18 protein-coding genes are annotated in these 21,704 nt (G+C 35.3%); 11 read left to right on the top strand and 7 right to left on the bottom strand.

Translation table 11 applies throughout. The features are described 5' to 3' along the window. Positions 1–43: 43 nt before the first annotated feature. The 6 genes from ACPDG9_RS05380 (at position 44) to ACPDG9_RS05355 (ending at position 8,384) form a co-directional block, all read left to right on the top strand. Positions 44–1,009 (top strand): KpsF/GutQ family sugar-phosphate isomerase, encoded by a 966-nt coding sequence (locus tag ACPDG9_RS05380; RefSeq protein WP_430526733.1) that lies wholly within the window; start codon positions 44–46, stop codon positions 1,007–1,009. Positions 1,010–1,012: 3 nt separating this feature from the next. Beyond that, positions 1,013–1,852: a twin-arginine translocase subunit TatC gene (tatC, locus tag ACPDG9_RS05375; RefSeq protein ID WP_430526732.1), complete on the top strand. Its 840-nt coding sequence runs from the start codon at positions 1,013–1,015 to the stop codon at positions 1,850–1,852. A 2-nt stretch (positions 1,853–1,854) separates the two neighbouring features. After that, on the top strand, positions 1,855–2,598 hold the full coding sequence (gene lptB / locus ACPDG9_RS05370) for an LPS export ABC transporter ATP-binding protein (RefSeq protein WP_182647757.1): 744 nt from the start codon (positions 1,855–1,857) through the stop codon (positions 2,596–2,598). A 111-nt stretch (positions 2,599–2,709) separates the two neighbouring features. After that, a complete protein-coding gene (locus ACPDG9_RS05365) occupies positions 2,710–3,492 on the top strand; it encodes a polysaccharide biosynthesis/export family protein (RefSeq protein ID WP_430526731.1) in 783 nt (260 codons plus the stop codon). Positions 3,493–3,497: 5 nt separating this feature from the next. Continuing rightward, a complete protein-coding gene (locus ACPDG9_RS05360) occupies positions 3,498–5,915 on the top strand; it encodes a GumC family protein (RefSeq protein ID WP_430526730.1) in 2,418 nt (805 codons plus the stop codon). A 249-nt stretch (positions 5,916–6,164) separates the two neighbouring features. Continuing rightward, positions 6,165–8,384 (top strand): NADP-dependent isocitrate dehydrogenase, encoded by a 2,220-nt coding sequence (locus tag ACPDG9_RS05355; protein WP_430526729.1) that lies wholly within the window; start codon positions 6,165–6,167, stop codon positions 8,382–8,384. A 95-nt stretch (positions 8,385–8,479) separates the two neighbouring features. Here the strand turns inward: ACPDG9_RS05355 and purB are convergent, their stop codons facing one another. From purB to ACPDG9_RS05325, 6 genes are all read right to left on the bottom strand, one after another. Further along, positions 8,480–9,820 carry an adenylosuccinate lyase gene (gene purB / locus ACPDG9_RS05350; protein ID WP_430526742.1) on the bottom strand — a complete coding sequence of 447 codons (1,341 nt, stop codon included), beginning with the start codon at positions 9,818–9,820 and terminating at the stop codon, positions 8,480–8,482. A gap of 175 nt (positions 9,821–9,995) precedes the next feature. Further along, a complete protein-coding gene (locus ACPDG9_RS05345; RefSeq protein ID WP_430526728.1) occupies positions 9,996–10,850 on the bottom strand; it encodes a DUF2911 domain-containing protein in 855 nt (284 codons plus the stop codon). A 131-nt stretch (positions 10,851–10,981) separates the two neighbouring features. Then, positions 10,982–12,967: a protein-disulfide reductase DsbD family protein gene (locus ACPDG9_RS05340; protein ID WP_430526727.1), complete on the bottom strand. Its 1,986-nt coding sequence runs from the start codon at positions 12,965–12,967 to the stop codon at positions 10,982–10,984. Beyond that, positions 12,964–14,286 carry a tRNA lysidine(34) synthetase TilS gene (tilS, locus tag ACPDG9_RS05335; RefSeq protein WP_430526726.1) on the bottom strand — a complete coding sequence of 441 codons (1,323 nt, stop codon included), beginning with the start codon at positions 14,284–14,286 and terminating at the stop codon, positions 12,964–12,966. The genes ACPDG9_RS05340 and tilS overlap by 4 nt, the downstream gene beginning before the upstream one ends. 974 nt (positions 14,287–15,260) lie before the next feature. Continuing rightward, on the bottom strand, positions 15,261–16,304 hold the full coding sequence (locus tag ACPDG9_RS05330; protein WP_430526725.1) for an RluA family pseudouridine synthase: 1,044 nt from the start codon (positions 16,302–16,304) through the stop codon (positions 15,261–15,263). 13 nt (positions 16,305–16,317) lie between these two features. Beyond that, positions 16,318–16,911 carry a PASTA domain-containing protein gene (locus ACPDG9_RS05325; protein ID WP_430526724.1) on the bottom strand — a complete coding sequence of 198 codons (594 nt, stop codon included), beginning with the start codon at positions 16,909–16,911 and terminating at the stop codon, positions 16,318–16,320. 125 nt (positions 16,912–17,036) lie between these two features. Between ACPDG9_RS05325 and ACPDG9_RS05320 the strand changes: the two genes are divergently transcribed. Together ACPDG9_RS05320 and coaD are read left to right on the top strand one after the other, a co-directional pair. Next, positions 17,037–18,011, top strand: coding sequence for a D-alanine--D-alanine ligase (locus ACPDG9_RS05320; protein WP_430526723.1), 975 nt, complete (start codon positions 17,037–17,039; stop codon positions 18,009–18,011). A 13-nt stretch (positions 18,012–18,024) separates the two neighbouring features. Next, positions 18,025–18,477, top strand: coding sequence for a pantetheine-phosphate adenylyltransferase (gene coaD, locus ACPDG9_RS05315; RefSeq protein WP_430526722.1), 453 nt, complete (start codon positions 18,025–18,027; stop codon positions 18,475–18,477). Positions 18,478–18,508: 31 nt separating this feature from the next. Here coaD and ACPDG9_RS05310 read toward each other — a convergent pair whose 3' ends face one another. Further along, positions 18,509–19,114: an NUDIX hydrolase gene (locus ACPDG9_RS05310; protein ID WP_430526721.1), complete on the bottom strand. Its 606-nt coding sequence runs from the start codon at positions 19,112–19,114 to the stop codon at positions 18,509–18,511. A 7-nt stretch (positions 19,115–19,121) separates the two neighbouring features. Between ACPDG9_RS05310 and pyrE the strand changes: the two genes are divergently transcribed. The 3 genes from pyrE (at position 19,122) to ACPDG9_RS05295 (ending at position 21,702) form a co-directional block, all read left to right on the top strand. Then, complete coding sequence (gene pyrE / locus ACPDG9_RS05305; RefSeq protein WP_430526720.1) at positions 19,122–19,763, top strand: orotate phosphoribosyltransferase; 642 nt, start codon at positions 19,122–19,124, stop codon at positions 19,761–19,763. Positions 19,764–19,779: 16 nt separating this feature from the next. Further along, the gene (locus ACPDG9_RS05300) at positions 19,780–20,172 is read left to right on the top strand and encodes an SRPBCC family protein (RefSeq protein ID WP_430526719.1); all 393 of its coding nucleotides are present in this window, start codon (positions 19,780–19,782) and stop codon (positions 20,170–20,172) included. Between the two features lie 291 nt (positions 20,173–20,463). Beyond that, positions 20,464–21,702, top strand: coding sequence for an AAA family ATPase (locus ACPDG9_RS05295; RefSeq protein WP_430526718.1), 1,239 nt, complete (start codon positions 20,464–20,466; stop codon positions 21,700–21,702). The last annotated feature ends 2 nt before the right edge of the window (positions 21,703–21,704 follow it).

Below are 21,704 nucleotides of genomic sequence, written 5' to 3'. Positions count from 1 at the left end.
AATTTTCTTTGGTGCAATCCTAATATTTAACATTCTCGTCATTTTGAATACATCTACGACTATATTACAACGAGCAAAACAAACTTTACTATCTGAAAGTGAAAGCATTAAAAAGCTTATCGATTATTTAACGGAAGACTTCTCGGCGGCTGTACAAACCATTTTGGATTGTAAAGGACGTGTAGTCGTTACAGGTATAGGTAAAAGTGCGTTAATTGGCAGCAAAATTGTCGCTACCTTCAACTCCACTGGAACTCCTTCGCTTTTTATGCATGCGTCAGAAGCGGTTCACGGCGATTTAGGTTTACTTCAACCCAATGATTGTGTTATATGCATTTCGAATAGTGGAAATAGCCCCGAAATAAAAGTATTGACTCCTTTGCTCAAGCGCTTTGGCAATACGCTCATTGCGATCACAGCAAATGAACAGTCTTTTTTAGGAAAAAATGCCGATTACGTTTTACGCTCTAAAGTAGATCGCGAATCAGATCCGAATAATTTAGCTCCCATGGATAGTACAACCGCACAATTGGTCCTAGGTGATGCTCTAGCTGCTTGTTTAATCGAGTGCAGGAATTTCACAGCCAATGATTTTGCGCTTTATCACCCAGGAGGTGCCTTAGGAAAAAAATTATTGCTCTTGGTTCAAGATATCTTAAACAACGAAAATAAACCAATGGTTCGCCCAGATTCTTCGATCAAAGAAGTGATTGTTGAAATTTCTCAAAAGCGCTTAGGTGTGACTGCCGTAATTGATCAAAACAAGTTGATCGGTATTATTACAGATGGAGATTTACGCAGAATGTTGCAAAATAATGTTAGTTTTGAAAACATTCAAGCCAAAGACATCATGAGCATCAACCCCAAAACGATTGAATCCGACCAGCTTGTTTCCAAAGCATTGTCCGCATTAGAAGATAATTCAATCACACAGTTAATTGTCACCAAAAAAGGAGAATACCAAGGTATCATCCATTTACACGATATTTTAAAAGAAGGAATAGTATAACCAATGGCAAAACAAAAAAACTCAGAAAAGGCAATGTCCTTTTTAGACCATTTAGAAGAATTGAGATGGCTTTTAATTCGCTCTTCTATTTTTATTTTAGGAGGAGGAATTGTCGCTTTCTTTTTCAGAGACTTCATTTTTAATCAAATTATTTTCGGTCCTAAGAATAGCGATTTCATCACGTATCAATTCTTTTGTAAAATCGCTCAGAAATTTGATTTTGACGATAGTTTTTGTCAACAAGAACTTCCTTTCGAAATTCAAAACAGAACCATGGACGGGCAATTCTCTGTCATGATGTGGACGTGTATTACAGCTGGTTTTATCATCTCTGTCCCTTTTATCTTACGCGAAATCTGGAAATTCATTAGTCCAGCCTTATATACAAAAGAAAAAAAATACGCAAAATTCTTTATTATTGTTTCCTCCCTTCTATTCTTTTTAGGTGTTTTATTTGGGTATTATGTCATTACGCCTCTGTCGATTAATTTCTTAGTTAACCTACAGGTGAGTGACATTGTAAAGAATGACATTGACATCAATTCGTATATTGGTTTAGTTAAGACAACCTCCTTAGCCTGTGGGCTTATTTTTGAGCTGCCTATTATCATGTATTTCTTATCTGTACTTGGTTTAGTAACACCACAATTCTTAAGAGAATACAGAAAATATGCGATTGTTCTAATTCTAATTTTGGCAGCTATTATCACACCGCCAGATGTAATTAGCCAAATCATCGTATCGATCCCGTTATTAATTCTGTATGAAATTAGTATTTATATCTCTAAATTTGTTCAGAAGAAACCCAAAACAGAAGCTTTAGAAGCACACAAAAAGGACTAATCATGAAATTAAGAGCAGATAATATTGTCAAGATATACAAGAAGAGGAAAGTCGTAAAAGGAGTTTCTGTCGAAGTAAATCAAGGGGAAATCGTAGGATTGTTAGGCCCCAATGGAGCGGGAAAAACAACGTCATTTTACATGATTGTTGGTTTAGTAAAGCCCAATCTTGGTCACATCTATTTAGATAATATGGACATTACCAATTTCCCGATGTACAAAAGAGGACAACACGGGATTGGCTACCTTGCCCAAGAGCCATCCGTATTTAGAAAACTCAGCATTGAAGATAATATTCTCAGTGTATTACAATTAACCAAGCTTTCTAAACAAGAACAAGTGGCTAAGATGGAATCTTTAATTGCTGAATTTAACTTAGAACACATCCGTACGAATCGCGGAGATCTCCTTTCAGGAGGGGAACGCCGAAGAACAGAAATCGCTCGTGCTTTAGCTACCGACCCAAAGTTCATTTTATTAGACGAGCCTTTCGCAGGTGTTGACCCTGTTGCTGTAGAAGATATACAACGCATTGTAGCCAAATTAAAAAATAAAAATATCGGTATTTTAATTACGGATCACAACGTACAAGAAACACTAGCCATTACAGATAAAACCTACTTAATGTTTGAAGGAGGCATTTTAAAAGCCGGAATTCCAGAAGAACTAGCAGAAGATGAGATGGTCAGAAAAGTATATTTGGGTCAAAACTTTGAATTACGTAAAAAGAAATTAGAGTTTGACTAGATTAATTGTACAAAAACCGTTTTCAGCACTCTTTTACTTTAATTTGTAAAATATTGCTACTTTTACTTTTATTCGACTCAACAAAGTTCTATTTTTGAAAAAAAATTAACAATGAAATTAAGAAGCTTTTTTGTGGTGCTCTTGGTAGCTACTACTGTTTTTTTCTCTTCTTGTGCCTCAAGAGAATCGGTAGTTTACTACCAAAATGTAGAGGATGTTTTAGCTAACGACAATGCTGTAAAACAATTTGAGACGTATTTACAACCCGATGATTTACTAATGATCATTGTTTCCGCTCAAGACAGAGAGGCTGCAGAACCCTTCAACTTAATCAACACCATGGTGACTAATTTGAACAACCAAGCGGGGGCAGGATCTGCTCAACAGCAACTTTACTTAGTGGACAATAAAGGAAATATTGAATTTCCCGTTCTTGGTACAATAAAAGTTAGTGGATTAACGAAGAAACAAGCTATTGATTATTTAACAACAGAAATCAGCAAATACATTATTCGCCCTATTGTAAACATGAGAATCATGAATTTCAAAATTACAGTACAGGGAGAAGTGAATCGTCCTGGAATTCACACGATAGTAAGCGAACGCCTAACGCTATCTGACGCTATCGCTCTTTCGGGAGATTTAACTGTTTACGGCAAAAGAGACAATATCTTAGTAATTCGCGAAGTAGAAGGCAAACGCATTCCATATCGCGTCGACATGACAAAAGCTGATTTCATGACTTCCCCTTACTACTATTTAAATCAAAATGATATTGTATATGTAGAACCTAACAAAACAAAGGTTAACTCTTCTGTAGTTGGTCCAAACTTGAGTTTAGGTATCTCAGCTTTATCCCTATTAGTAACTATAATCGCATTAGCAGCTAAATAATAGAAATGGAAGGAAAATTCGAAAATAACGAAAACACGAATATCAATATTCGGGAGGAATTAGAAAAATATCTTATACACTGGAGATGGTTTGTTGTAAGTGTTTTTCTTACGCTTATTCTTGCTTTTATCTACCTTCGTTATACAGAAAAAACCTATAAGGTTAATACTACTATTGTTGTAAAAGATGAAAAAAGAGGTGGTGGTATTTCTACTGAACTTTCTGCTTTTGCCGATTTAGGAATGCTTTCTGGAGGAAAAAGTAACGTTGAAAATGAAACTCAAATTTTATCTTCTCGTACCCTAGCTGAACGAACAGTACGTCGTCTACAGTTAAACATCACCTATATCAATGAAGGACGCTTAATCAACAGTGAACTTTACAACAATAGCCCGATAGACTTCAACTTTATCGAACGCGTTTTTGATTTTGACAATATTACGTACACCTTCTATGCGAAAGACATTACGGAAACGTCTTTTACGCTTTTAGATAAAGACAAAGTTAACTTAGGAACATTCGAGTATAATACAACAATCGAAACAGTGTTAGGGAAATTGGTGGTTACAAAAAACCAACCAAAACAAACGCCAACATTAAAAAAATTGGATATTGAGAAAGAAGATCCAGAAGAAAGTGAAGAAATTAAGAACATTATTATTGAAATCAAACCAGTAGAGGAAGTTACAGACTACTTTGTAAAAAACGTACAAATTACTCCTACGGATAAATTTTCAAGTATTTTAGATCTTTCCCTTCTTAGTCCAACACCAGCAAAAGCAGTTGATTATTTAGACAATTTAATTACGCTATACAACGATGCTGCTATTGCAGATAAACGCTATATCTCAGAAAAGACATCTGAATTCATCGATAGCCGCTTAAAGCTGATCACAAATGAATTAAGTGATGTTGAAAAATCAGTTGAAGGTTATAAATCAAGAAATAGTATCACAGATATCCCTACTGAGCTAGGTTTATTCTTGCAAGATGCTAATGTTTATGACAAACAAATCATAGAGAATGAAACAGAACTAAAAGTGGTTTCTTCTTTAATTGAATTTCTAAAAACCAGCAAACAAAATGAGCTTTTACCGAATTTAGTTTCGTCAAATCCCAATATAAGTGCTCAAATTAACCAATACAATTTATTGGTTCTTGATCGCAATAGAATTAGTACGAGTTCAACAGATCTGAACCCTACTGTGGTTAAGTATGACGATCAAATTTCGGCTATGCGCGCATCTGTTACGGCTAGTTTAATGCGCTTAGAAAGTTCTTTAAAAATCACCAAAAAAGAACTAGAAGGAAAAGAACACGAATTGCGCGCTAAACTATCTCAAGTTCCTAGACAAGAACGCGAGTTTAGAATCATTGATAGACAACAAAAAGTAAAAGAAGCGATCTACTTATACTTATTCCAAAAGAGAGAAGAAACTGCAATTACATTAGCAGCAACGGATCTTAACGCAAAAGTAATTGACACAGCGAAGAGCTCAGACAAACCAGTCTCTCCTAAAAAGATGATTGTCTTATTGGCAGCTTTAATTTTAGGTGGTTTAATTCCTTTTACTTTCATTTACTTGCGTTTGTTACTAGATACAAAAGTTAAGAATAGATTAGATATTGAAAACAATACGAATGTACCTTTCTTAGGAGATATCCCTCATTCGGATGACAATGAAAACATCATTGACCTAGCAAGTCGTTCAAGCTCTGCAGAGGCCTTGCGTATCATACGTACCAACTTGGAATTCATGCTTGGAAATGTCAAGGAAGGAATGGCTAAAACCATTTTCTTAACTTCCACATTCCCGAAAGAAGGAAAGACCTTTACATCCGTAAATTTAGCAGCGACGATTGCGCTTTCTGGTAAGCGTACGCTTTTAATCGGTATGGACTTGCGTAATCCACGATTGGATGATTACCTAACTTTACCTTCTAAAGGTGTTTCGGATTACCTGTTGAGAAGGAATATCGATATCGATCAATTCATCGTAAAAATTGATGGATATGAGAATCTCTTTGCATTGCCAGCGGGAACAATTCCGCCAAACCCAGCAGAGTTATTGATGGGAGATGCCATTGAAGCGATGTTTACGAAGCTGAAAAAGGAATATGACTATATCATTGTAGATACAGCTCCAGTAAGTTTGGTAACAGATACTTTACTAATCAGCAAGTTCTCTGACACGTTCATTTATGTAACAAGAGCAAATTACTTAGATAAACGCATGTTGAAACTTCCAACAGATTTACACCGTGAAGGCAAGCTGAAGAATATGTCTATTATCCTAAACGACACCATGACAATGAAAGGATATGGTGGGTATGGATACGGATACGGATACGGATACGGTTATGGACACGATGTTCAACAAGATAATCGTCCTTGGTGGAAAAAACTATTGAACCTAAAATAACAGGATAAAAGCAAAGAGGCTGACATTGTACTATGTCAGCCTTTTTTACTAATATTACTTTTTTATACAAGCAAAAATAACAATAAAGCAATATTACTTATACATATTATAAACTTAACAATTCTACTGTTATATCACTGAATTCACGCGTTTTTTACAATGCTTATGCTTATATTTGCTTTATAATTTCAATGTTTTAGACTCAACACATACAAACAATTATATTGTTATCATTTAAATCTAACAAAAATGACAAAGAATTCTAAAATCCTTTACACGTTTACAGACGAAGCTCCAATGTTAGCTACGTATTCTTTCTTACCGATTGTTCAGGCTTTTGCAAAAACAGCGGATATTGAGGTAGAAACAAGAGACATTTCTCTAGCTGGACGTATTTTAGCTAATTTTCCAGAATTTTTAAAAGACGAACAAAAAATTGGAGATGCTTTAGCTGAATTAGGTGAATTGGCAAAAAGCCCAGATGCTAACATTATTAAATTACCCAATATTTCTGCTTCTATTCCACAGTTGAATGCAGCTATTAAAGAACTTCAATCTCATGGATTTGCTGTTCCAAATTACCCTGCAGAACCTAAAAATGAAGAAGAAAAACAAATCAAAGCGAAATACGCTAAAATCTTAGGATCTGCTGTAAACCCAGTATTACGTGAAGGTAACTCAGACCGTCGTGCTCCTAAAGCAGTTAAGAATTACGCTAAAAAACACCCACATAGCATGGGCGCTTGGGCGAAAGATTCTCAAACAAGAGTAGCTTCAATGAGTGAAGGTGATTTTTACGGTTCTGAAAAGTCAGTAACCGTTGCTAAAGACGGTAAATTCAAAATCGAATTCATCGCTGCTGACGGATCAACTAAAGTATTGAAAGACTACGCTTCACTTCTACAAGGAGATGTGATCGACTCAACAGTCTTAAATCTAAATAAATTAAAAGCGTTTGTTTCTGAATGTAAAGAAGAAGCAAAAGCGAAAAACATTCTTTTCTCTACGCACTTAAAAGCGACGATGATGAAGGTTTCTGACCCTATTATTTTCGGTGCTGTTGTAGAAGGATACTTTGCGGATATTTACACAAAATACGCTGCTGTATTTACTGAATTAGGAATTAGCCCGAACAATGGTTTAGGTGATTTATATGCTAAGATTGCAGGACATGCATTAGAGGCAGAAATCAAAACAGCGATTGATACAGCAATTGCGCAAGGACCAGCGATTGCAATGGTAAACTCAGACAAGGGAATCACAAACTTACACGTTCCTTCTGACGTAATTGTAGATGCTTCTATGCCTGCAATGATTCGTACCTCAGGACAAATGTGGAATAAAGAAGGAAAACAACAAGATACTTTAGCAATCATTCCAGACCGTTGCTATGCAGGGGTATACGAAACGGTAATCGAAGACTGTAAAGTAAATGGTGCGTATAACCCAACGACAATGGGATCTGTACCAAACGTTGGTTTAATGGCACAAAAAGCTGAAGAATACGGTTCTCACGATAAAACATTCCAAGCAGACGCAAAAGGAACAATCCGCGTTTCTGACGAAAACAATACTGTTTTCTTTGAACAAGCTGTTGAAGCTGGAGATATCTTCAGAATGTGTCAAACAAAAGATGCTCCCATCCAAGATTGGGTTAAACTAGCTGTTAACCGTGCTCGTTTATCTGAGACACCTGCTATTTTCTGGTTAGATGAAAACAGAGCACACGATAGAGAGTTAATCAACAAAGTAAACGAATACTTAAAACAATACGATACAACAGGTTTAGATATCCGTATTTTAAGTCCAATCGAAGCAACGAAAGTTACGGTTGAACGCATCCGCCAAGGATTAGATACAATCTCTGTTACAGGTAACGTATTGCGTGATTACTTAACAGACTTGTTCCCTATCTTAGAAGTAGGTACATCTGCAAAAATGCTTTCTATTGTTCCTTTAATGAACGGAGGAGGTTTATTTGAAACAGGTGCTGGTGGATCTGCTCCAAAACACATTGAACAATTCATCGAAGAAGGATATTTACGTTGGGATTCACTCGGAGAATTCTTGGCTTTAGGTGCTTCTTTCGAGCATTTGAGTCAAACACAAAACAATGCTAAAGCTTTAGTATTAGCAGAAACACTAGACGAAGCTACAGCAAAATTCTTAGACAACGATAAGTCACCAGCGCGTAGAGTAGGCTCTATCGACAACCGTGGATCACACTTCTATTTAGCGATGTACTGGGCGGAAGCTTTAGCTGCTCAATCCAAAGATGCAGACTTAAAAGCTAAGTTCGCTCCAATTGCTAAAGCAATGACGGAAAGTGAAGCAAAAATTAACGAAGAGTTAATTAGCGCGCAAGGTAAAGCACAGCAAATCGGTGGTTATTACCAAACAGACGCAACAGCTACTTCAAAAGCAATGCGCCCAAGTGCTACATTAAATGCAATTATTGACGCTATCTAAATCTTAGCTCATTCCATATAAAAAGGCTGTCTATAAATGACAGCCTTTTTTAATTTTACTACTAAAAAAAGGACTAAATCAGTCCTTTTTTTATGCTAAACACCCAAATAATTACTTGGGGTAATTTGTTTTAATTCAGCTTTAATAGCATCGTTAACTGCTAAGGTATCAATAAAGTTGTGAATCGAATCTCTATTGATTACAGTATTGGTGCGGGTTAAATCTTTCAAGGCTTCATAAGGATTTGGATATCCTTCTCTTCTCAAGATGGTTTGAATTGCTTCCGCTACTACAGCCCAATTCTTATCTAAATCTTCAGCAAATTTATCCGCATTTAAAAGCAACTTATTCAATCCTTTCAATGTCGATTCAAAAGCAATGAGAGTATGTCCCATAGGTACACCGATATTTCTCAATACCGTGCTATCTGTTAAGTCGCGTTGCAATCTAGACAGCGGTAGTTTAGCAGCTAAATGCTCAAAAATAGCATTGGCTATCCCTAAATTCCCTTCAGAATTTTCAAAATCGATTGGATTCACTTTGTGTGGCATAGCGGAAGAACCTATTTCCCCTGCTTTGATCTTTTGCTTGAAGTAATCCATAGACACATACGTCCAAATATCTCGATCTAAATCGATCAAAATTGTATTAATTCGCTTTAAAGCATCGAAGAAAGCAGCAAAATGATCATAGTGTTCAATTTGTGTCGTCGGAAAAGAATACTTTAAACCCAGACTCAATTCAACAAAATCCTCTCCAAATTGTTTCCAATCATACGTAGGATACGCTACATGGTGTGCATTAAAATTACCTGTTGCTCCACCAAACTTAGCAGCAAAAGGAACATTGTTTAATAAGCGCAATTGTTCTTCCAAACGCTGAACAAACACGTTCATTTCTTTTCCTAAACGCGTTGGCGATGCAGGTTGTCCATGTGTTCGAGCTAACATAGGCACATCGGCCCATTCCTTGCTCAATTCCTTTAACTTATTCACAACAGAAACAAACAAAGGCATATACACCTCGTGAAAGGCTTCTTTGGTCAATAAGGGAATTGAGGTATTATTAATATCTTGAGAAGTAAGCCCAAAGTGAATAAACTCTTTGTACTGTTCTAACCCTAAACGATCAAAAGCATCCTTGATGAAATACTCAACCGCCTTTACATCGTGGTTGGTTACTTTTTCTTTTTCTTTAATCCAAAGCGCATCTTCCGCCGTAAAATCTTTGTATAATTTTCGTAATTCTGGAAACAAAGTAGGTGAAATACCGCTCAATTGAGGAAGGTTATATTCACATAGCGCAATAAAATATTCAACCTCAACCAAGACTCTATACTTAATTAGAGCCTCTTCAGAGAAATATTGAGCTAATGATTGGGTTTTACTTCTATAACGCCCGTCAATAGGCGAAATCGCATTTAATTCTGTAAGCATCATTTAGATTGTGTTGTTAAGATACAAAGATACTATTTTTTGTGTTTTGTTTTTTTACTAGGTTGCCCCTATTTTCTCAATAGGCAAACTGTGGTTCATTCTTCGTTGTTCATCTACCTATAACAAGCAAAGTTCCATTTGCCTCTCTAGGGGAGTAAATATCATTCAATCAGCATTAAATTGCTTTAGACCATTCTTTGATTGCGTCTTTATTCATTTTTACATAGTCGAGGTTATTTGCTTTTTCAGCCAAATCCAACGCCACTTTAGCCGTTTCTACTGCTCCAATCTTATCCCCTGCTTTAGCTTGAATTTGCGACTTCAGGCGTACAAAATAGTACGGAACTTTATCTGCTGATTTTTCAATAGCTTTATTAATCCAAGACAGCGCCTTAGTCAAATCTTTCCCTGTTAAATAGAAATACTCCGCTGCCGCATAGAAATCAACGATTTTAGGCCCATCAAACGTCTCAGTAATGCTTTCCATCGCTAAATTGTCCGTAGGCACTTTAAAACGCACAGGAACTAATGTGCGTTCCCACATGATTTCCAAATCTGCATAATCAATATTCACGTTATTAATTGCCATGGTAAAAGTTTCAAACTTGCGATCTAAATTTTGCACTTTTACTTTTGTTGACAAGGCTATTTTTGATTCTTCCCATTTTTCTGGTAACCCCCAACTGTTGGTGTCTTTATAAAAAATCACTTCCCACTCCTCTACTTTTGGAATGGTATAAATCGCATAAGACCCTTTTTTCAGCACTTTACCATCAATTTCAACGTCATTTCCAAAAGTTACAACGGTGTTCATATTTGCTCCAGTACGCCACAAGCGTCCATAGGGAACTAGATCACCAAAAACTAAACGCCCGCGCATATTAGGTCTTGAATAATCAATACTCACATCTGTCAGACCTACGACTTGGTGAATTTCTGATTTCGTACTTGTAGGAGGTGTTTGTACCTGTGCTTGCGCTGTTGATAATGCAAACACAGCTAAGCTGGTAACAACAAACTTTTTTATCATGTTTATCTGTATTTAATGGTCAATGTTATTTTAAATTTAAAGCTTACAATTTATTAATTTATCCCCTGATTTAGTCTTAAAATAAACAAAAAAAAGCGACCGAATTTCGATCGCTTTTTTATATTAAAAATTTATTTTCCTTTTTGAATACCGCCTTCTAACCAGGTTTTATATTCTTCTACATCTGGGGTATACCCAACTGGTTCAGACAAACGCTGTCCTTCACCATCTAACACAATATAGTAAGGTTGTGCATTGGCATGGTAGTGTTTCATTTGGAAATCACTCCATTTATTTCCAATCGTTTTAATTTTCTTCCCTGTTGTTTCAGAAATATACTGTTCACTTTCAGGCAATTCTTTTTTATCATCTACATAAAGAGAGATTAAGACAACCTCATTCTTCAGCAGCGCTAAAATTGCGGGATCTGACCAAACGTAGTCTTCCATTTTACGACAATTTACACAAGCAAACCCTGTAAAATCAAGCAAAACGGGTTTATTCACTGATTTAGCATAAGCCATTCCTTGTTCATAATCTGTAAAAGCGACAATATCATGTGCTCCATATTTAGCTCCATCTGGCAATACTTCTGCTGTTGCAGATCCACCGCCACCACCTTTACCACCAACGCCATATGGACTTTCAGCATACGTCATTGGAGGAGGGAAACCAGAAATAATTTTCAATGGCGCACCCCATAAACCAGGAACCAAATAAATAGTAAACGTCGTAACAAACAACGCCATAAATAAACGTCCTACAGAGATACTATCCATTGGACTATCATGCGGCAATCGAATCTTACCAAATAGATACAAGGCCCAAGCCCCAAAGATGGTAATCCAAATCGCTAAAAACACTTCTCGTTCTAGCCAATGTGCTTGCAAGACTAGATCCGCATTAGACAAGAATTTAAAGGCTAGTGCTAATTCTAAGAACCCTAAAGATACTTTTACGGTATTTAACCATCCACCAGAACGCGGGATAGAGTTTAACCATCCTGGGAACATCGCAAATAACATAAATGGAAGTGCTAAAGCCAAAGAGAACCCAAGCATTCCAACGATCGGTGCAATTCCTCCTTTAGATGCTGCTTCCACTAATAAAGTTCCAACAATAGGTCCTGTACAAGAGAAAGAAACAATAGCTAAGGCTAAAGCCATGAATAAAATTCCAATTATACCTCCTCTATCCGCTTGTGAGTCTACTTTATTCGCCCATGAATTGGGTAACATAATTTCAAATGCCCCCAAGAAAGACGTTGCAAACACAACGAGTAAGAGGAAGAAAATCACATTGAAATAGACGTTTGTAGATAAGGCATTCAGTGAATCAGCTCCAAAAATAGCTGTGACAATCGTTCCTAAAACAACGTATATCAAGATAATAGACAAGCCGTAAATAATAGCATTCTTAATTCCCTTTGCTCTTGTTTTACTCTGCTTCGTAAAGAAACTCACTGTCATGGGAATCATTGGAAACACACAAGGAGTTAACAAAGCAGCAAATCCAGAGAAAAACGCGAGGATAAAGATTGTAAATAACCCTCTTTTTTCTTCCGTTTTAGGAGCTGTAGCTGTGTCCGTTGTTGAAGCGGTTTCTTCTTTTGCTGTAGTAGCCTTGGCTTCATACGCTTCGAAGTTATCCACTTCTACTACTTGCAAGGTTTTTAAATCGTATACAAAAAGATTACTCTGGCTAATACAAACATCTAAACACACTTGATACCCTAGTTCAACTTGGATATTCGGCGTATCTACGTTCGTTAATTTAATATCTTGTACCAGTTGAACGGGTCCTACGAAATAGGTTTCATCCACTTCAAAGATATCGTTATAAACGGTTTTGGTTTCGCTTTCTTTCGCATCGCCAATCAGTTCGTAATTTCCTTCAATATTGTTGTATATAAATTCCGTTGGCAGTGGTCCTCCATCAGCAGTATACTGGGAATACATATGCCAACCATCTTCGATAATACCATTCCATGTAATGGTATATTCAGTATCGGATTTCTTCTCAATTTTCGTGGTCCATTTCGCAGGATTTTCCATCATCTGCGCTTGAACACTAAAAATAGACACAAAGAAAAATAGCAAATAAGCTAATTTTTTCATACGGTTAATTTAATTTTTAAAACATTAGTAGTTGTATTTCTTACCTTAAATCGTTCATCCATTCGACTTCCAATAATCCATACAATGGTATCTCCTGAGCATAATAACCACAGATTTTCCTTCTGCAATTGGGTCATTTTCTCATCTTTTACATATTTAGAAATTCGCTTTGTTCCCTTCATTCCAAAGGGCACAAAATAATCTCCTTTTTTAGGTTTGCGAATAAGCAACGGAAACTGCAACTTATCTCGATCGAGATACGCACACAAAGCATCCGATGTCAATTCAATTTTAGTTCTTTCATAAGTTTTAGTTGTTAGGTGTATGGGTTGGTTAATTGTTTGGTTCTCTTGTAAATAATAAGAATCTCCTGTGTCTTCAACAATCTTGCTCTTTAATCTCAATAATAAATGCGCTCTATCTTTGATCAAGCAATAGTGTTCCGCTAGGATTCTCTTTCCGTTTTCAGCCTTGACTAAATCAGCAATATCATTCCATGCTTTAAAACCATAAGGTTCTAACCACTTATACAAATACGCTTTAGGCAAAGACAATTCGCTTAATTCTTTTAAGGGAAACAACAAGTCGTCTCCTTGTCTAATCACAATTTTCTCAAACATCATCTCACTAGCATCTTCACTCATTTGATGTGCTTCTTTTAAATGCGCAACGGTCTGTTGAAAAGATTGATCCAGTTGTTGATTAATTTCTTTAAAAACAGGCAAGATATTTTTTCTTATCTTATTTCGCAAATATTTTGTTTGTGCATTGGTATAATCTTCACGCCAAATCAATTGATTAGCTTCTGCATATTGTTCAATTTCCTCACGTGTAAATACTAACAATGGCCGCCGAATATAGTCTGTTTTTTCTGGTATTCCTAGCAATCCTTCAATTCCAGTTCCCCTAGAAAAATTAATAAAAAACGTCTCCATCGAATCATCCAAGTGATGTGCAGTCAGTAAAAATTTACGCTTCCCTTGTTTGATTAGCTCTTCAAACCACTGATAGCGCAATTCACGCGCAGCAACTTGAATAGATACTTTATGCGTTGTTGCATAGTGATGAGTGTCAAATTCACGTACAAAACAAGGTACGTTTATCTGTTGACAAACCTGTTCAACAAATTGCTGATCCAATACACTATCCATTCCCCTCAAATGAAAATTACAATGTGCAACCGCAACATCCAAGCCTAAACGATGGCATAATTGCAATAACACAAGACTATCTATACCTCCACTAACTGCTAGTAAAAGGGGATGCATTGTTAATTCAGCGAAATTTAATTCGATGTGTTTTTTAAACTTACTTTCCATGGATTACCTCAACATAGCTCATTCAATTGGAGTATACTTGTTAACCCTTACTCACAATTGACTAGCAAACTTCAAAAATACCTATTTTTTAATGAAAAACCTTTAGTATACATTCATTTTCTGTGTACAAAAAATTCTCTAGTCGAAAAAAAAGAGGAGAGATAACGAGGTGTGATTGAAATGAGTCTTTAAACAATAACAGAAACTAATTCTCAATAAAAGTGAATCAAAATTATGAATCAAAAAGCCTCTGTTCCAGATTGTTTTTACTTTTTAGTAAAAAAACGACTAACAGCCTAAATTATTGAAAAAACTATATTTGAAATTATTTTTAAAACTCAAAAACAAATAAAACGAAGAAAACCTTTATTTTTTTATGTGCTACCTTATTACTTTCTTGTCATACAAATGATAAATCAATAGAAAGCTATAATTAAAAAAAGGAAGTAAGCGAACAAAAAAACTTCAAGTAACATACGAAGATTATGGCAAATTAACTACCTCTTTAATTGACAATTTTAGTAAACACTTAGATAAAGAAACGCTCATAAATAGAGAATTAACAAAAAACGACATTAGCTATTTTTCTCTTTTAGAAAACAGAGGTCTTTTGGGGATTTGGATCAGCATTCGCTAAAGCTTATATTGATTGCAAAACAAATTTGTTACAAAAGCATATCACACTTGAAAAAGATTTACCTTTATTTAATCTATATAAGAAAATAAACAATGTCTACTTTATTTAAGCGATTACGTATTGTTATACCAGGAGGTGTTTTGTACGCATTCTTAATTTGCTATGTAAATAATTATGAACTCTCTAAAGCCTTTCTAAAAAACTTTATCTTCTTTTCGATAGGTCTTTATACTGGATTTTTACTGTTAGAGTATGTAGATAAAAGACGGAAGAAAAAACAAAAATAACGATTATTTATATAACATAGGCTTCCCTTAAAGAGGGGAAGCCTTATTTCTTATTCAAGCTCAAGAGCAGAGTTTTGAGCGTAGTTTCTCCATTTTTCAATACAAGCCACCATATCTTGTGGAACCTCCGAATCAAATCGAACATATTCCTTGGTTACAGGGTGTTCAAAGCCCAATGTTTTAGCGTGTAATGCTTGTCTTGGTAAAAGTTGAAAACAATTTTCTACAAACTGTTTATACTTGGTAAAGGTTGTTCCTTTTAGGATTAGATTTCCACCGTAGCGTTCATCGTTAAACAACGTATGTCCGATGTGTTTCATATGTACCCTAATTTGGTGGGTGCGTCCTGTCTCTAATCGACAAGAAACGAGGGTAACATAGCCAAAGCGCTCTAAAACCTTGTAATGTGTAACGGCCCATTTGCCTTTTTCTTCCTCGTCAAAAGCAGCCATTTGCATGCGATCCTTCACGTGTCTTCCAATATAGCTCTCTATTGTTCCTTGATCCTCTACAACATTCCCCCATACCAAAGCCACATACTCGCGTTCTGTTGTTTTTTCAGCAAATTGACGTTGAAGCTCTGTCATAGCCCATTCTGTTTTAGCTACAACCAACAACCCACTGGTATCTTTATCGATTCGATGTACCAATCCAGGGCGTTCACTGCTATTCAGCGGTAAATTATCAAAGTGATACGCCAAAGCGTTGACTAGCGTTCCGGTATAATTACCATGTCCTGGGTGTACAACCAATCCAGGTTCCTTATTCACGATCAATAAAGCTTCGTCTTCATAAACAATGTTTAAAGGTATATTTTCAGGAATGATGATATGCTCAAATGGAGGTTGCTTCATTAACACGCGAACCACATCTAAAGCCTTCACCTTGTGATTGGACTTTACAGGAACATCATTCACAAAAATATTCCCATTAGATGCCGCTTGTTGAATTTTATTGCGCGTAGCATTTTCCACCAAATTCATCAAAAATTTATCTACGCGTAAAGGCGCTTGTCCTTTACCCGCTTCAAATCGAAAGTGTTCATACAACTCCTCTTCTAAATCGTCGAACCCTTCATTTACGTTTTCTTGCATAACTTATGTTATCTTAATCAATAGCTGGAGCAACATCCAATTCTTCTGCTGATAATCCAGCCTTTCCATCACCTAAGACAAAATCAATCTTAGAGTTTTTCACAACTAAATCTCCTTTTTTTAATTTTTTTCCATTTTGGTAAATACCCAAAACAACATCTTTTCCTATGAAAGTAGCATATGATTTTGTTCCTTCCTTCAATCCCATTGAAGCAATGGTCGAACTAGCTTGTCTATACGTCAATTGTTCTAATTCCGGTAAAATTACTTTACCATACCCTGAAGCATTGATCTTAACATATATCTTTCTGTTTTCTTTTACACTTGAGCCAGCCGTAGGATCTTGTTCCAATACCGTTAATGGAGGATAATTCTTATTGTAATCTAACGTATCCAATACCACCATGCGCAATTCTTTTTGCTGTAGTGCTTGTTCGGCTTGAAAGGAATCGAGTTTTATAACATTGGGAACTTCAATACGCTGTTCGTGATTTGTTGTTATTTTCAACCATTTCAATAGGCCTAATACGCCCATAATAGAGATTAAGATGGCCACTGCCAAAGAAATTAAAAAGCTCTTACTTTTCAAAAATTGAACTAATTTCATAGGGATCTATTTTTGACAAAGATATAAAATCGAAAAGATTTTTTGTTTCTGTGTTTTGTTATAAATTTGTTTTAAACAATTTAATCCAATTCTTTTATCAATTTAACTTCAAACATCCTTGGTATATGAAGCACGTAGCAGTAATTATGGGAGGCTATTCGAGTGAATTTGAAATTTCACTCAAAAGCGGTCAAGTTGTAGTTGACACCTTAGACCGCGCGCTATACACGCCTTATAAAATCCATATTTTTCGCGATAAATGGGTTTATGTCGATGAGAACAACGAGGAGTTCCCCGTTGACAAGAACGACTTTTCTGTTCCGTATAAAGGACACACCCTTTCTTTTGATGTGGTGTTCAATGCCATTCACGGAACACCAGGAGAGGATGGGTTGTTACAGGCTTACTTTGAATTGATTCAAATGCCTCATACCTCGTGTAATTCCTATCAGGCTGCTTTAACGATGAATAAAAGAGATATGTTATCTGTGTTAAAACCTTATGGTATTCAAACGGCTATTTCTTACTATTTAAACCAAGGGGACGAGATCAACCCAGAAGAAATCATTCAACGCGTAGGGTTGCCTTGTTTTGTCAAACCAAATCGCTCAGGTTCGAGCTTTGGAATTTCTAAAGCCCATACCACAGAAGAACTTTTACAAGCGATTGAAGTCGCTTATAAAGAAGACAATGAAATCTTAATCGAAAGTTTCTTAAAGGGAACTGAAGTTTCTGTTGGAGTCATCAATTACAAAGGAGAAGTTATCGTACTGCCTATTACAGAAATCGTAAGCGAAAACGACTTTTTTGATTATGAAGCGAAATATTTAGGCAAATCTCAAGAGATCACTCCAGCGCGCATAGACGATATCATTAAAGCCAAGATAGAAGATATTGCAATAAAAATCTACCGCATTTTAAAGATGGATGGATTTTCGAGAAGCGAATTTATCATCGTAGGTGATACGCCCTTTTTATTGGAGATGAATACTGTTCCAGGATTAACAAGAGAAAGTATTTTACCCCAACAAGCTGCCGAAGCTAAAATTCCATTATCCGATTTGTTTGGCAATGCAATTACATTAGCTTTGCAGAAATAAAGACTCCTAAAGTATGAGAAGAGCTGTTTTCCCTGGATCGTTTGATCCAATTACGAATGGGCATTACGACATTATCCAAAGAGCCCTGCCTCTTTTTGATGAAATCATTATTGCCATTGGTGTAAATGCTGACAAAAAATACATGTTCAGTTTAGAAGAACGCAAAGTTTTTATTGAAAAGACCTTTGCGAATGAACCCAAAGTAAAAGTAGAAACGTACCAAGGGTTAACCACTGACTTTTGTCACCAAAAAGAGGCGCAATTTATTTTAAGAGGATTGCGAAACCCAGCGGATTTCGAATTTGAAAAAGCCATCGCCCATACCAACCGCTTCTTGACTAAAATAGAAACGGTCTTCTTACTTACAGCTGCTAGTACTTCTTTTATTAGTTCAAGTATTGTACGCGATGTCATTCGAAACAATGGAGATTATACCAAACTCGTTCCAGAACCTGTACGAATATAAAAAACAAAAAGTCGCCACTACGGCGACTTTTTTATTCACTAAGCAAACCTGCTTCTTCTACTAAAAGTTTTATATTTTCATACGAGTTAGCCATTGCTTCCTTAATTTGCGCCTTATCAAACCATACCACCTCTTCTATTCCCTCTTCTGCTTGACCACTTAACTCTCCTTGATACGCCGTAGTCATCTCAAACCAACTGGTTATTTTTAATCGATACTTGCCGTTGCGCTTAAATATATGGTAGGTCTTTGGTAGCTTTTTAATTACCTTCAGTTGACGTACTCCTGTTTCTTCCTCTACTTCGCGAACTGCTGTCTCTTCTATTTCCTCATGTTTCTCAATACCGCCCTTAGGCAAATCCCATTTGCCATTTCTCTTGATAAAAAGAACTTTTCCTTCTTCATTATAAACCACTCCACCCCCTGCTTTTTGAACGGGAATTTTCTCTTTTAACTTTTTCATCATCGCTTTTTCATCAGGATGATATAAAAAAGCCTTATCAATTTTATTTTGAAAATATTTAATGATAATTTTGTCAATATCAACACTGTCTAACAAGAATAACTGAAAATCGGTTTCTTTCTCAATTTTATCAGTGAGAAACAACGGTTTATCGTTTACAAAAACTTTATACATTTGTATTATGATTTTTACTAAAGAAACAGCTCAACAAACGGCCGAATTACTTCTGCAAATTAACGCAATTAAATTAAATCCAAAAAATCCTTTTACATGGGCTTCTGGATGGAAATCACCTATTTATTGTGATAACCGTATAACCTTATCTTATCCAGAGATAAGAAAATACTTAAAAGAAGAGTTTGCGAAACACATTGTGGAGAAATATGGCAAACCAGATGTAATCGCTGGTGTAGCAACTGGTGCTATCGGAATTGGATTATTAGTAGCTGAGGCTTTGCAATTGCCTTTCGTTTACGTTCGTCCTGAACCTAAAAAACACGGAAGACAAAATCAAATTGAAGGTCAATTAGAAGCAGGAAAAAAAGTAGTTGTAATTGAAGATTTGATCAGTACAGGGAAAAGTAGCTTACAAGCAGTAGAAGCACTTAAAGAAAATGGTGCTGAAATTTTGGGAATGGCTGCTATTTTTACCTATGAATTTCAAGTTTCTAAAGACAACTTCACCCAAGCTGGGGTTGAATTAACTACCTTGAGCAATTATTCTTCGCTATTGGAGAATGCAGTGAAACAAAATTACATTTCTGCATCTGATTTAGAAACACTACAAGAATGGAGAGTTAATCCATCACAATGGAATCAATAATTAAAGAAATAAGCATATGCAATTAGAAAGTCCAAAAGTAAAAGTAGCTCAATCCGCTGAATATATATTTAACGCATTATCAGACGTAAAAAACTTCGAAAAGTTAATGCCGGAGTCTATAGCAAAATTTGAAGTTACAGGAGATGATTCATTCATTTTCGCTTTAAAGGGAATGCCCGAAATCAAATTAAAGAAAAAAGAGGCAACCCCTCACACTAAAATTGTTTTAGGAGCAGCTAGTGATAAACTACCGTTTACCCTAACTGGAGACATCACTGAAGTTGACGCAAACAATACGGAAATCCAACTTCACTTTGAAGGAAACTTCAACCCCATGATGGCGATGATGGTAAAAGGACCTATTGGTAAATTCATCGAAGCTTTAGCTGGAAACATGAATAAATTATAAGAGAACTTCTTCTATTTTTATTCCAATAAATATACAAACCCACTTGAATTAGTGGGTTTTTTCTTTTTGATTCCTATAAGAAAAAAAACTTACACGATGTAATTTAGAACTTCAGTGTTCGATGTATTTAAAATTAGCTTAACTTTAAACAAAACACGCCCTATTTAAACGTATAAATAACAATACCAACACTCATTTTAGATTAAACCAATTGTTTTGTTTTAACGTATTTTTATTGCTATTTACTAAATAGAAATAGTTACTTTTACCTAATACTTTATAGTAAAAATTATGAACACCTCTTACATTAGTAGTACACAATTATCCGGATATAAATCGATCGATGATGTTTCTATCGAATTCACTCCTTCTTTAAATATAATTATTGGAAAAAATGCTGCAGGTAAAACAAATTTCCTTAACTATTTAAACGATTCCTTGAATTTTAAATTTGAGAAATACAACAATTTTAATTCATCTTATGTATTAAAGAGCAATGAGAATATCTTTAATTTTTCCTTCTCAAAAAAAACTGTTTTAAATTTTACAGAAAACTTTAAACTGAAGACTAATTCGAGTTTTAAAGGTCACATAGCTCTAAATTCAAATGAGTTAAAGTCCGATATTAAAATAAACCACATTGATGAAGCTCATAAACTCTCGGAATTTTTAGAAAACCACAACATACAATTATATTCTAAATTAATCAGACATGGTATTCCTAAAAATTACCCTATCATTGAAACACCTCTAAATATTGATCTTATCATAAATGGTGATTTTTCTGATGATTTTTTCAAGCTTTATCACTCTGAACAAATAGATTCTTCCTTTTTTAAAAAAGTCTTATTTTCATTAATCAATGAATATATAATTAATGGGGAATATTTCAATAACCGATTAAAAAACAAAGAATCTATAGACAAGTATATAGAGAAAGTAAAAACAGACTACAAACAGACTATACTATCTCGTTTACACTACATTCAGGATTTGAAAAGTGTTTTACTTAGTTATTCTCCAATTGAAAACATTAGATTAAATGAAAACTTTTTAGTTGAAATTGACAATCAAGAGAAGAACATCTCAATTAAGAACTTCTATCTCGAATTTTTTATAGATAAAAAGTGGTACACCTTTGATGATCTATCCGATGGAACAAGGCGAATTTTTTATATCCTATCAGAACTTTTTACTGTTGATTTGAATGGTACAAACAATGAGAACAAGAAATTCCAAGTAGTCATGATTGAAGAACCAGAATTAGGAATTCATCCGCATCAGTTGCTAAAATTAATGAGCTACATCAAAGAAAGAAGTAAATTTATTCAAATCATTATTACGACTCATTCGCCATTAACGCTAGATATTTTAGAAAAAAGCGAATTAGATTCTATCCTTATAGCAGCTAAAGTAGAGGGCAAAACCGTATTAAAAAAATTGGATGAAGTCAAGAAAGAAAAAGCTAGTTTATATATGGATGAGCTAGAACTGAGTAACTATTGGATTAATTCCGATTTAGAAGATTAAGT

Origin of the sequence: Myroides sp. C6-3, from assembly GCF_050522425.1 — a bacterium.
Lineage (GTDB): Bacteria > Bacteroidota > Bacteroidia > Flavobacteriales > Flavobacteriaceae > Flavobacterium.
This window is presented reverse-complemented; position numbering and strand designations above follow the sequence as displayed.